Raw genomic sequence first — 12,542 nt, forward strand, 5'->3', positions numbered from 1 at the left:
TGGTACTGCACTCGTGAGGGTGTGGGAGAGTAGGTCACCGCCGAACACAACTTCATGACCAGCGGGAGGGACTATATGTTCCTCCCGCTGGTCGCATTTGTACCCTTCTACCCACTCCAGTGCCGGTCTGCCCGGCGCACGTAAGGTGAACGACGTGAACGAACCTCGGTCCGAGAACACCGACCGCTCGCCCCGACGCGGCGACCGCGACGTACCCCGCCGGGGAGATCGGGTGCCACAGGAGCGTCGGAGAGACAACAGCTCGTACGGCGAGCGTCGCGGAAAGCGGTACGACGGCTCGGAGACAGGCCGGTCGGACGGTGCGCAGCAGGCCGATCGACAGGATGCACGTCCGCGTTCCGCCGGCGACGACACCGCACGCCGCGGTGCCGCCTCTGACGGGGGAAGCGGTCCCCGGCGGGCCCCCGTCGGCGGTCGCGGCCGCGGAAATCGACGCGACGGCGGAGACCGACGCGGAGCCGGCGCCCCGGGCGGAGCCCGGCGGGGTGGCCGTACCGGAGACGACCGTAGATCGGAAGGTCGTCCCGGTCAGGAGGCACGCCAGGCGGCCAGAGCTGACGAGCCGCAGCTCCCCGATGACATCGAGGCCGCCGACCTCGACCTCGAGATCCGTCGGGACCTGCGCAGTCTGGACAAGTCCAACGCCGAGTCCGTGGCCAAGCACATGGTGGCGGCGATGTACCTCGTCGACGAAGACCCGCAGCTCGCGCTCGCGCACGGTCGCGCGGCCAAGAACAGGGCCGGGCGCATCGGTGTCGTCCGGGAGACCCTCGGTGTGTTGGCGTACCGCGCCGGCGAATGGTCGGAAGCGTTGAGCGAACTCCGGGCGGCCCGCCGGATCTCCGGCGGGCCGGGCCTGCTGGCGATGATGGCCGATTGCGAACGAGGCCTCGAGAGGCCCCAACGTGCCATCGAACTGGCCCGTGGAGAGGAATCCCGGTTGCTCGAAGGTGACGAGCTCATCGAACTCCGCATCGTGGAGGCCGGTGCCCGGGTGGACATGGGCCAGTTGGACGCGGCCCTGGTGACCCTCCAGGACGCCGGCCTCGACAAGGACGCGCGCGGTGAGTCCGCGGCGCGTCTCGACTACGCCTACGCCGAGGTGCTGCTCGTCGCCGATCGCAAGAGGGAGGCGGCCGACTGGTTCGGTCACGCCGTCACCGCGGACCCCGAGCAGACCACCGACGCGGAGGCGCGTCTCGCGGAGCTCGAGGCGTAGGTCAGTTGAGCTCCCTTTCGCTGGCCGCACGGCACGACGCCCTACTCGTCGATCTCGACGGCACTCTCATCCGCGGTAGCCAGCCGATCCCGGGGGCCGCGGAGGCGCTCGCGAACGCGGGGCTCCCCGTGGTCTACGTGACGAACAACGCGAGCCGCTCGCCCGGGGACACCGCCGACCACCTTCGGTCGCTCGGCTTCTCCGCCGGCGCCGACGACGTCATGACCAGCGCGCAGGCCGCGGTGGTGATGGCTGCGGACCATGCCGATCCCGGTGCCAGGGTCCTGGTGGTGGGACACGACAGTTTCCGCGACCTCGCCCGGCAGGCCGGGTACGAGGTCGTCCTGTCCGCCGACGACGATCCGGAGATCGTCCTGCAGGGACTGTCCCGGGAACTGACCTGGTCGGATCTGGCCGAGGGATGTCTGGCGATCCGTCGGGGTGTGCCCTGGGTCGCGTCCAACGTGGACGCCACGTTGCCCACCGAACGAGGCCTGCTCCCCGGGAACGGGTCCCTGGTCGCCGCCCTCCGTGCGGCGACCGATCGCGAGCCCCTGGTCGCGGGCAAACCGGCCGCCGGCGTGTTGACCGCCGCCGCGGATCTGGTCGGTTCCACCCGCCCGCTGGTCATCGGTGACCGCCTCGATACGGACATCCAGGGTGCGGTCGCCGCCGGGATGCCGTCGCTCATGGTGCTGACCGGCGTCCACGGCGTCGACGATCTCCTGGTCGCGGATCCCGACAGCCGGGCCACCTACCTGGCGGACGATCTCTCCGCACTGTCTGCCTCGGCGGAGGCCAGCCGGATCGACGCCGCAGTGGAGTTGGACGGAACGGTCGAGAACGGTGCCCTGCACCTGACCAGCGCGCCGGAGGCGCTCGATCGGCTCGATCTCGCCCGTGCGGTGGTCAGACTGGCGTGGCGTCACGAGTCGAAGGCATTCCGGGCGGCCGACGAGGGCCTGCGATCCCGGCTGGCGGGTGCAGGCCTCGGCGTCGGCTAGCGTGTAGGCCGTGACGACCCCCGGACCACAGCCACGCCCCGGGCCCGCGGGCCCCGACACCGACGAACTCCGCTCGACGTTCGACGATCTGCTCGCCGATTCCGTCGGGGGCCAGGGCGCTGGACCGGACGGCTCATCTGTCCGGGACGACCAGGTGGCCGCCCTCGACGCCGCCCACGAGCTCCTCGCGCTGGCGCTGACGGCGCTGGACAGTCGGCGCTGATGGTCGCGAAGCGGATGCGGCTGGACGCCGAACTGGTTCGCCGCAAGATCTGTGACAGTCGGGAACGCGCCCGTGATCTCATCGATTCCGGGCGCGTGATCGTCAACGGGGTGGCAGCCACCAAGCCCGCGACCCAGGTCGAGCCGACCACATCGATCGCGCTCACCGCCTCCGATGAACCGGACTGGGCATCCCGCGGAGCCCACAAACTGGTCGGAGCCCTCGAGGCGTTCTCCGACGTGCCGGTCTCCGGAGCTCGGTGTCTCGACGCAGGCGCGTCGACCGGCGGGTTCACCGATGTCCTGCTCTCGCGTGGCGCCACCCGCGTCGAGGCGGTGGACGTGGGGTACGGACAGTTGGTGTGGCGCCTGCGCAGCGACGAGCGCGTGGGCGTGCACGACAAGACCAACGTCCGCTCCCTGACCCCGGACGACATCGGTGGCCCGGTGGACCTCGTGGTCTCCGACCTGTCGTTCATCTCGCTCGCACTCGTCCTGCCCGCGCTCGCAGCGTGCGTGCGCCCGGGAGGCGACCTGTTGCCGATGGTCAAGCCCCAGTTCGAGGTGGGCCGCGAGCGTGTCGGCCAGGGCGGTGTGGTGCGCGACCCGGCACTGCGGATCGAGGCGGTCACCGGTGTCGCCCGGGCTGCCGCGGCACTCGGACTGGAGCCGCTGGGATGCGTCGCCAGCCCGCTCCCCGGCCCGTCCGGGAACGTCGAGTACTTCCTCCACCTCCGTAAGGTCGGCGCGGGAGAGCGACTCGAGATGAGCGCCGAGGCGCAGCAGGCCATACGGACGGCAGTAGAGGAGGGCCCGCAATGAACGGCACGCCCGGACAGGTGCACTCGCGCAGGATCCTGCTCGTCCCCAACGTCGCCCGGCAGGACATCGTCGCCACCGTCGCCCAGGTGGTCAACGCGTGCGCGACCAGGGGCATCGCGGTACGGATGGTGGAGGGCACCAGCGAGAGCGTCGCCACGGGGGCGGGCGTGGAGACGGTCCCTGACATCCCCGAGGCCGCCGAAGGGTGTGAACTCGTCCTGGTCCTCGGTGGTGACGGCACGTTCCTGCGCGCCTGCCAGTACGCCAACGCCGCGGACGTGCCGATCCTGGGGGTCAATCTCGGACACATCGGCTTCCTCGCCGAGTCGGAGGTCTCCTCGCTCAGTGGCGTCGTCGAGCAGATCGCGGCGAAGGACTACAGGGTGGTCGAACGGATGACGGTGGAGGCCACCGTCATCCACGGGGACACCGTCCTGGCCCGGGACTGGGCACTCAACGAAGTCAGCATCGAGAAGGTCTCCCGGCAGGGCGTCCTCGAGGCGTCCGTGGAGATCGACGGCCGACCGGTCAGTGACTACGGCTGTGACGGCATGTTGGTCTCCACGCCGACCGGGTCGACCGCCTACGCGTTCTCGGCCGGCGGGCCGATCGTCTGGCCCGAACTCGACGCCATCCTCGTGGTCCCCAACAACGCCCACGCGCTGTTCGCCCGTCCGATGGTCGTGGCACCCTCCTCCAGGGTCGCGGTGGAGACCGGGGTGCATTCCGGCCCGGCAGTGGTGGTGGTGGACGGACGACGCCTCGTCGACGTCCCGCCGGGCAGCCGGGTCGAGGTGGTGCGGGGCGCGCGCCCGGTCAAGTGGGTCCGACTGGACGACTCGCCGTTCACCGACAGACTGGTCACGAAGTTCGAACTGCCCGTCACCGGGTGGCGTGGGCGGTCCGCTGTCCGGCCCCTCACCTAGGGTGGGTGCGTGCTCACGGAACTTCGGATCAGCGGCCTCGGCGTCATCGACGAGGCCGTGGCCGATTTCTCGCCCGGGCTGTCGGTGCTCACCGGCGAGACCGGCGCGGGCAAGACGATGGTGGTCACGGGACTGAGGCTCCTGGCCGGAGGGCGCGCGGACCCCGGGCGTGTCCGGCGCGGTGCGGAGAAGGCACTCGTCGAAGGGCGCTTCGACCTGGCCGCGACGGCCACCATGGACACCGCCGACCGACGCGACCTCGACGAGTTGCTCGAGGACACCGACGTCGAACTCGACGAGGACGGCAGTGTCATCGCCGCACGCCGGGTGGGTGCGGACGGCCGTTCGCGTGCCCGGCTCGGGGGGAGGTCTGTCCCCGCCGGGACCCTCGCCCGCTTCTGCGCGCCGGTGCTGGCCGTGCACGGCCAGAACGATCAGCTGCGTCTGCTCCGTCCGGACAGGCAGCGAGACGCCATCGACGCCCACGGTGGGGACGAGGCGCGGGCGGCCCTCGACGCCTACCGCGACACCTATCGGCTGTGGCGGGACGCCGAGCGTTCACTGGCGGAGCGCACCGGTCGGGCTCGTGAGCTGGCCCGGGAAGCCGACCTGCTGCGGATGGGACTCGAGGAGATCGATGCCCTGGGGCCCGAGCCCGGGGAGGAGGCCGAACTCGACGCCCGCATCCGCCGACTCACCGATTCCGAGGAACTGCGAGAGGTCGCGGGGCAGGCCCACGACGTCCTCGCCGGTGACGGCGAGACCAGCGAGCCGGTGGTGGGTGTCCTCGACCAGTTGAGGCACCGTCTGACCGCTGCCGGTGACCCCGCGCTCGACCCGATCGCCACCAGCATCGGCCAGGCCGTCGCGGCGCTCGGAGATGCCGCGACCGAGCTCGGCCTGTACCTGGCCGAGCTGCCGGTCGACGCGGCGGACCTCGACTCGGCATTGGAACGACGCCACGATCTCAGGGCGTTGACCCGGAGGTACGGCACCGATGTCGACGACGTGCTCGCGTGGGCGGACAGGGCCCGTACGCGGCTCGGTGAGGTCGACACCTCCGACTCCGCCGTCGCCGAACTCCGTTCCACCGTGGAGCGCCTCGCTGCCGAACTCGACGAGCGCGGAGCCACACTGACGCGCATCCGACGCGCCGCCGGGGACGATCTCGCGGAGAGGGTGTCCGCCGAGCTGGCAGAGCTGTCGATGGGCGGGGCCCGGCTCGTGGTCCGGGTCACCCGATCAGGCGAAGGCCTCGACGGCGCCTCGGAGTCGGGTCTCGACGACGTCGAGCTGGCGCTCGACGGGCCGTCAGGCATCGTCCCGCTCGGCCGAGGCGCGTCGGGAGGCGAGCTGTCGAGGGTGATGCTCGCGCTCGAGGTGGTGCTGGCCGAGAGATCCGGGGGAGGGACCCTGGTGTTCGATGAGGTCGACGCGGGAGTGGGCGGCCGGGCGGCGTTGAGCATCGGTAAGCGGCTGGCCAGACTGGCCAGAACCCACCAGGTCATCGCGGTGACCCACCTCGCCCAGGTCGCGGCGTACGCCGACACGCACCTGGTCGTGCACAAGGACACCGGCGCCGGGGGATCGGACGGGGTCGTCTCCGGGGTCACGGCGGTCGCCGACTCCGATCGGGTGACCGAACTCGCCCGGATGCTCGCCGGTATGGAGGACACCGACACAGGTCTGGCACATGCGCGGGAGTTGCTGGAGAAGGCACAACGGGAAAAGTCTCAAGCTCAAGTCGACCGTTAATCCGACACGCCGGGCAGACCTCCCTGGTCACGTGAATCACACGCGTGATACTCGGCGCATGAAGATGTCGGGTCTGCTCAGCCGTCGTTCCACTGACCTCGCCGGTGTCGTGGGCACCGTCCGCCAGATCGAGGTGGGGTCACAGGTCCCCAGGAAGCTCGGCGCCAAGGACGTCGCCGTGCTCGATCTCAACCGCGCGCCCGCCGACACCGCCCGCGCTCTCGTCGACGCCGGGGTGGCGGCAGTGGTGCACGTGCCCCGTCAGGGGGAGGAGATGCTCCCCCGCGCCGCGTTCCGGATCCTCGCCGCGTCGACGATCCCGGTCATCGAGGACGCGGACCTGTCCGGGGTCGCCGACGGGACCCGGGTGCGGATCGACGACGGCGTCGTCTACTCGGTCAAGTCCGAGGACGAGGTCACGAGCGGCCGCGAGGTCGACCCGGCCACACTCCTCGCTGAGGTGGACGCCGCGGAGAGCGGGTACGTCGAGTCGGCGCTGGCGCACCTGGCCAACGCCACCGAGTTCCTCAGCCTCGAGCACCCGCTGCTGCTGGACGGCGAGGGCCTCCCGTCGATCGACGTCGACTTCACCGACCGTCACGTCGTGGTGGTCACCGGTGACGCGGCCGCGCGCGGCCAGCTCGCCGAGCTCAAGCCGTTCATCCGGGAGTACCGACCGCTGCTGGTCGGCGTGGGTGCCGGCGCGGAGTTCCTGCGCTCCGCTCGGCTGACGGCCGACGTCGTCGTCGCGACCCCCACGGACGTGTCCGACGAGGTCCTCACCGACGGCGCCGTCCTGGTGGTGCCCGCCGACCGCGACGGGCGCGCGGAGGGCCTCGAGAGGATCACAGAGCTCGGACTGGGGGCCACGACATTCCCCGCCGCCGCGACCGCGAGGGACATGGCGCTGCTGCTGGCCTACCACGGGGGCGCCGAGATGATCGTGGTGACCGGCGACGACAGGGGGCTCGAGAACGCGTTCCGCGACTCGTCCGCGCCCTCGTCCACGATGGTCGACACGACCGTCTCCTCCCGCTTGGTCCACGCCGACGCCTGCGCGACCCTGTACCGGTCTCGTGGCGCCGGGATCGGACTCGCCCTGGTCGTGCTCGCCGCCCTGATCGCGGTGGCCGCGGTCGTGGTGGCTCGCGACGCCGCCGCGGACCTGCTCATCTGGGCCGTCGAGACCTGGAACTCCTTCGCGCTCTGGGTCCAGGGGCTCTTCCGTTGATCTCCCTGCGTCGCCACGTCCTGACGCTGGTGGCCGTCTTCCTCGCTCTCGCGGTGGGGGTCGTCCTCGGGTCGACGTCCGTGGCGACGTCCATCAGGGACGCGGTGGTCGAGCGTGAGGAGACGACGGCGGCGCGGCTCGAGGCGTCGCAGGACGATCTGGCCGCGGAGCGGCTCGCCGTCGACCGACTCGACTCGCTGGCGGGAGACCTCACCCCGGCCGTCGTGGACGGTCGGCTCGACGGGAGGCCGGTCCTGACGATCGTGGCACCCGGCGCCTCCGACGAGGACGTCTCGGCGGCCCGCGAGGTCATCGACGCCGCCGGCGGGATCGACGCCGGCCGCGTCACCCTGACGGACACGGCCGTCGACCCGGAGGCGGACGCGGAACTCCAGGCGCTCGTCGCGAACCTGCCCATCGGCACCGCCCCGGCCGCTGATGCGGACCTCGGTACCCAGCTGGGCACGGCGCTCGGTCGCGCGGGGCTGCTGCGCGCCGAGGACGCGGAACCGCACCTCGAGGACGACGACCGGGAAACGGTCCTCACCACCCTCGCGGATGCGGGGATCATCGGCTACGAACCCGGGACCCTTCGGCCCGGCCAGCTGGCGTTGGTCGTGACCGGGCCCCGGGACGAGGAATCGACCGGGGTCCGTGTCGCGGCCCTGGCCCGCACCCTCGACGGTGAGGGCGCCGGTGCGGTGGTCGCGGTGCGGACGGGCGACTCCGGGGGACGCGACGCGGTCAGCATCCTGCGGTCCTCGGCGGAGGAGGACGTCTCGACCATCGATGACGCCGGTACCGAGGCGGGACGTCTGGCGACGACGCTGGCGCTGGCGGAGCAGCTCGACGGTGGGCAGGGCCACTACGGGCTGAGGCCGGACGCGACCGCCGCGGCGCCGTCGCTCCCCCCGACGCCGGAGCGGTGATAGCCTGAAGCCCCGTGGGGTGCACCGGAGCCACACCAGCATTCATCCATTCCGGCGTATGGACACGGGAGTCCCCTTGGCACTGAACCGAACCGCATCGCGGTCCGAGACCAAGCACATCTTCGTCACCGGCGGCGTGGCGTCGTCGCTGGGCAAGGGGCTCACCGCCTCGAGTCTCGGGCAGTTGCTCACCGCCCGCGGTCTCCGTGTGACCATGCAGAAGCTGGACCCGTACATCAACGTGGACCCCGGCACGATGAACCCCTTCCAGCACGGTGAGGTGTTCGTCACGGAGGACGGCGCCGAGGCCGACCTGGATCTCGGTCACTACGAGCGGTTCCTCGACCGCGATCTGGACGCGAAGGCCAACGTCACCACCGGGCAGGTGTACTCCGCGGTCATCGCCAAGGAGCGCCGCGGCGAGTACCTCGGTGACACCGTGCAGGTGATCCCGCACATCACCGACGCCATCAAGGACCGCATCATCGCGATGGGTGACCCCGACGACCAGGGCCGTCGCCCCGACGTGGTCATCACCGAGGTCGGCGGAACCGTGGGCGACATCGAGTCCCAGCCCTTCCTCGAGGCGTGCCGGCAGGTCCGTCACGAGGTGGGCCGCGAGAACATCTTCTTCCTGCACGTGTCGCTGGTCCCGTACCTCGCCCCGTCGGGTGAGCTCAAGACCAAGCCCACGCAGCACTCGGTGGCCGCGCTGCGCTCGATCGGCATCGTCCCGGACGGGTTGATCCTGCGCTCGGACCGGGACGTCACCGACGGGCTCAAGGCCAAGATCGCGCTGATGTGCGATGTGGACCTCGAGGGCGTCGTGTCCACCCCGGATGCCCCGAGCATCTACGACATCCCCAAGGTGCTGTTCAACGAGCACCTCGACACGCACGTCATCCGGCGTCTCAACCTGCCGTTCCGGGACGTGGACTGGACCGTGTGGGGCGATCTGCTCCAGCGCGTCCACGAGCCGCGCGAGGAGGTCGAGATCGCCCTCGTGGGCAAGTACATCGACCTGCCCGACGCCTACCTCTCGGTCACCGAGGCACTGCGCGCCGGCGGCTTCGCGCACCACGCCCGGGTCAACATCCGGTGGGTCGAGTCCGATGCCTGCACCACCGAGGCCGGCGCACGCGAGGCGCTCCGGGGCGTGGACGGCATGCTCATCCCCGGAGGGTTCGGTATCCGTGGCATCGAGGGCAAACTCGGCGCCATCTCGTGGTCGCGCAAGAACCGCATCCCGTTGCTCGGCCTGTGCCTCGGACTGCAGTGCTCGGTGATCGAGGCGGCCCGCTCGGTCGGCCTCGAGGGTGCCTCCTCCACCGAGTTCGACCCCGGTGCCGAGCACCCGGTCATCTCGACCATGGCCGACCAGGTGGACGCGGTCGCCGGCAACGCCGACCTCGGCGGCACCATGCGTCTGGGCTCCTACCCGGCCACGCTCACCAAGGGCTCGGTCGTGGCCGAGGCGTACGGGTCCACCGAGATCACCGAACGCCACCGCCACCGCTACGAGGTCAACAACGCCTACCGCGACAAGATCGCCGAGTCCGGCCTGCAGTTCTCGGGGACCTCCCCGGACGGGCACCTGGTCGAGTTCGTCGAGTACCCGCGCGAGCAGCACCCTTTCTTCGTCGCCACCCAGGCTCACCCGGAGTACAAGTCGCGTCCGACCCGCCCCCACCCGTTGTTCGTCGCGTTCATCAAGGCCGCGCTCGACTACGAGAACGAGATGCGACTGCCCGTCGAACCGTGGCGCACCGGTCAGAGCGGGGACACCGGCCCGGAGACCGTGGACGCACCGGACGCCAAGACGTCCAGCGTCCGTGCCGACGAGGTGGACACCGAGGCGACCTCCGACACCCGCGCGGACGGGAGCTGACCGGCGTGTCCGAGCGCGGTGCCCCCGGGACTCACGACTACCGGACCGTCGCGAGCCGTGAGATCTTCGACGGTCGCGTCGTGCGGCTGCGCGTGGACACCCTGACCATGCCGGGCGGGGGCACCGCGGACCGGGAGATCTGTGGGCACGACGACGCCGTCGCGGTGATCGCCCTCGACGACGACGACCGGATCACCCTGGTCCGGCAGTACCGGCACGCCGTGGGGGAGCGACTCTGGGAACTGCCCGCGGGTCTGTGCGACGTCGACGGCGAGGAGCCCCTGGCGACCGCGCGCCGTGAGCTCGTCGAGGAGACCGGCCTCGAGGCCGAGCACTGGCGCCCGGTCATCGAGATGGTCCCGTCCCCGGGGTTCTGCACGGAGCGCGTCCACGTGTACCTGGCCACCGGTCTCCGCGAGGTCGAGCGTCCGGAGGCGGAGCACGAGGAGGCGGACATGGAGGTCGCGCGCATGCCGTTCGCCGAGGCCGTCGACGCCGTGCTGGACGGCCGGATCGTCAATGGTATCGCCGTGGCCGGCATCCTCGCGGCCCACTCGGTGATCGACCGATCCTGACGAGATCGGACCCCCGGTGACCTCGGAGGGCGGCGCCACCGTGCAGATCCGCGGGTATCTGGACCACCTCGCCGTCGAGAAGGGGGCCTCGGCCCACACCCTGGCCGCGTACCGCCGCGACCTGGAGAAGTACCACCGCTATCTCGCGGCTTCGGGCGTCGACGACCTGACGTCCGTGACCGAGGCGCACGTGGAGGAGTTCCGCACCCGGTTGGCCACCGCCGACCCGGACGAGGGACGGAAGGCCCTGGCCCCCAGCTCGATCGCGCGGACCATGGCGGCGGTCCGCGGTCTCCACCGGTTCGCCACCCGTGACGGGGTGACCGCCCTCGACGCGGCCGCCGCCGTCACCCCGCCCCGTCCGCCGCGGCGGCTCCCCAAGGCACTGCCGGTCGACCGGATGATCGCGGTGATCGAGGCGGCCGGCGCCACCGAGACGGACACCGACCCCGCACGCCTGCGCGATCGCGCGATGCTCGAGTTGCTCTACGCCTCCGGTGCCCGGGCCGCCGAACTCGTCGGGCTCGACGTCGACGACCTCGACGGTCTCGACCACCCGGACGGTGGAGCGGTGATCCTGCGGGGCAAGGGTGGTAAGGAGCGGATCGTCCCGGTCGGGCGTCCGGCGTGCGAGGCGGTGGGGGCCTATCTGGTGCGTGCCCGACCCGCGCTCGCCACCCGAGGGGGCCCGGCCCTGTTCCTCAACGCCCGCGGTGGGCGCGTCACCAGGCAGACCCTGTGGAACGTGGTGTCGGTCGCGGCACGACGCGCCGGTGTGCAGCAGGACGTCTCACCACACTCGTTCCGGCACTCGTTCGCCACCCATCTCCTCGACGGCGGGGCGGACATCCGTGTGGTCCAGGAGCTGCTGGGACACTCCTCGGTCACCACCACGCAGGTGTACACCCTCGTCACCGTCGACACGCTCCGAGAGGTCTGGGCCGAGTGTCACCCCCGGGCACGGTAACGTGACCGTGGATACGGCCCGGCGCGCTCGAGACGGCACGCTCGACACGGCACGGGTGAGACGGCGAGGAGAGGAGATGCGGTGGCGCTGAACACTGGGGCGATGGACCCCGCGTTGTTCTCCCGCGCCGAGCTCCTGGGCGCCGACGACCCGGCGGCCGGCGAGGGGTTCTCCGCGATCCCCGAACCGGAAACACTGTCCTCGCACGGGCCCGCCGTGGTGTTGTCGATGTGCAACCAGAAGGGCGGCGTCGGCAAGACCACCAGCACGATCAACCTCGCGGCGGCACTGGCGGAGTACGGCCGCAGGGTGCTCGTTGTGGATCTCGATCCCCAGGGGGCGCTGTCCGCGGGCCTGGGCATCCCGCACCACCAGCTCGATCTCACCGTCTATAACCTGCTCGTGGACAACTCCGTGTCGACGGAGGAGGTCCTGGTCCGGACCCGTGTCGAGGGCGTGGACCTCATCCCCGCCAACATCGACCTGTCGGCCGCGGAGATCCAGCTCGTCAACGAGGTCGGTCGCGAGCAGGCGCTGGGCCGCGCCCTGTACCCGGTCCTGGACCGCTACGACTTCGTCCTCGTCGACTGCCAGCCGTCGCTGGGCCTGCTCACCGTCAACGCGCTGGCGTGCTCGGACGGCGTGCTCATCCCCATGGAGTGCGAGTACTTCTCGCTGCGCGGGTTGGCGCTGCTGACGGACACGATCGACAAGGTGCGCGACCGCATCAACCCCCGACTGCACCTCACAGGCATCCTCATCACGATGTTCGACCGTCGGACGGTCCACGCCCGCGACGTGCTCAGCCGGGTCGTGGAGGTGTTCGGAGACAAGGTGTTCGACACCCTCGTCACCCGCACCGTCCGGTTCCCGGAGACCACCGTCGCCGGCGAGCCGATCACCACGTGGGCTCCGAAGTCCGCGGGTGCGCAGGCCTACCGCGCCCTGGCGCGCGAGGTCATCCAGCGCGGCAGGTGACCGGG

The 12,542-nt window shown here is 71.1% G+C and carries 12 protein-coding genes; all 12 read left to right on the forward strand.

Annotated features, from left to right (window positions below; translation table 11 throughout):
- Positions 1–154 precede the first annotated feature (154 nt).
- The 12 genes from NR111_RS15570 to NR111_RS15625 all read left to right on the forward strand — a co-directional run bounded on the left by NR111_RS15570 (position 155) and on the right by NR111_RS15625 (position 12,537).
- Positions 155–1,240, forward strand: coding sequence for a hypothetical protein (locus NR111_RS15570; RefSeq protein WP_256821342.1), 1,086 nt, complete (start codon positions 155–157; stop codon positions 1,238–1,240).
- A gap of 5 nt (positions 1,241–1,245) precedes the next feature.
- Positions 1,246–2,244, forward strand: coding sequence for an HAD-IIA family hydrolase (locus NR111_RS15575; RefSeq protein ID WP_069390227.1), 999 nt, complete (start codon positions 1,246–1,248; stop codon positions 2,242–2,244).
- A gap of 10 nt (positions 2,245–2,254) precedes the next feature.
- Positions 2,255–2,467 carry a hypothetical protein gene (locus tag NR111_RS15580; RefSeq protein WP_067715725.1) on the forward strand — a complete coding sequence of 71 codons (213 nt, stop codon included), beginning with the start codon at positions 2,255–2,257 and terminating at the stop codon, positions 2,465–2,467.
- Positions 2,467–3,288, forward strand: coding sequence for a TlyA family RNA methyltransferase (locus tag NR111_RS15585; protein ID WP_067715729.1), 822 nt, complete (start codon positions 2,467–2,469; stop codon positions 3,286–3,288). Before NR111_RS15580 ends, NR111_RS15585 begins: the two co-directional genes overlap by 1 nt.
- Entirely contained in the window at positions 3,285–4,214 is a 930-nt protein-coding gene (locus tag NR111_RS15590; protein WP_069390226.1) for an NAD kinase, read from the forward strand. Before NR111_RS15585 ends, NR111_RS15590 begins: the two co-directional genes overlap by 4 nt.
- 9 nt (positions 4,215–4,223) lie before the next feature.
- Entirely contained in the window at positions 4,224–5,969 is a 1,746-nt protein-coding gene (gene recN / locus NR111_RS15595) for a DNA repair protein RecN (protein ID WP_256821345.1), read from the forward strand.
- A gap of 58 nt (positions 5,970–6,027) precedes the next feature.
- Positions 6,028–7,200, forward strand: coding sequence for a putative cytokinetic ring protein SteA (steA, locus tag NR111_RS15600; RefSeq protein WP_069390224.1), 1,173 nt, complete (start codon positions 6,028–6,030; stop codon positions 7,198–7,200).
- Positions 7,197–8,129, forward strand: coding sequence for a copper transporter (locus NR111_RS15605; protein ID WP_256821347.1), 933 nt, complete (start codon positions 7,197–7,199; stop codon positions 8,127–8,129). Before steA ends, NR111_RS15605 begins: the two co-directional genes overlap by 4 nt.
- A 58-nt stretch (positions 8,130–8,187) precedes the next feature.
- Complete coding sequence (locus NR111_RS15610; RefSeq protein WP_069390223.1) at positions 8,188–10,017, forward strand: CTP synthase; 1,830 nt, start codon at positions 8,188–8,190, stop codon at positions 10,015–10,017.
- A 5-nt stretch (positions 10,018–10,022) separates the two neighbouring features.
- On the forward strand, positions 10,023–10,592 hold the full coding sequence (locus tag NR111_RS15615) for an NUDIX hydrolase (RefSeq protein ID WP_069390222.1): 570 nt from the start codon (positions 10,023–10,025) through the stop codon (positions 10,590–10,592).
- A gap of 16 nt (positions 10,593–10,608) precedes the next feature.
- Complete coding sequence (locus NR111_RS15620) at positions 10,609–11,559, forward strand: site-specific tyrosine recombinase XerD (protein ID WP_082923875.1); 951 nt, start codon at positions 10,609–10,611, stop codon at positions 11,557–11,559.
- Between the two features lie 102 nt (positions 11,560–11,661).
- On the forward strand, positions 11,662–12,537 hold the full coding sequence (locus NR111_RS15625) for a ParA family protein (RefSeq protein ID WP_067715749.1): 876 nt from the start codon (positions 11,662–11,664) through the stop codon (positions 12,535–12,537).
- Positions 12,538–12,542: the final 5 nt, after the last annotated feature.

It is taken from the genome of Dietzia sp. Die43 (assembly GCF_024519835.1).
In the GTDB taxonomy this organism is placed as follows: Bacteria; Actinomycetota; Actinomycetes; order Mycobacteriales; family Mycobacteriaceae; genus Dietzia; species Dietzia kunjamensis.

What these genes read in the sequence shown, in the direction of transcription:
- NR111_RS15585 (WP_067715729.1), top strand. Translation starts at nt 2,467, where the DNA reads ATGGTCGCGAAGCGGATGCGGCTGGACGCCGAACTGGTTCGCCGCAAG.
- NR111_RS15590 (WP_069390226.1), top strand. Translation starts at nt 3,285, where the DNA reads ATGAACGGCACGCCCGGACAGGTGCACTCGCGCAGGATCCTGCTCGTC.
- steA (WP_069390224.1), top strand. Translation starts at nt 6,028, where the DNA reads ATGAAGATGTCGGGTCTGCTCAGCCGTCGTTCCACTGACCTCGCCGGT.
- NR111_RS15610 (WP_069390223.1), top strand. Translation starts at nt 8,188, where the DNA reads ATGGACACGGGAGTCCCCTTGGCACTGAACCGAACCGCATCGCGGTCC.
- NR111_RS15625 (WP_067715749.1), top strand. Translation starts at nt 11,662, where the DNA reads ATGGACCCCGCGTTGTTCTCCCGCGCCGAGCTCCTGGGCGCCGACGAC.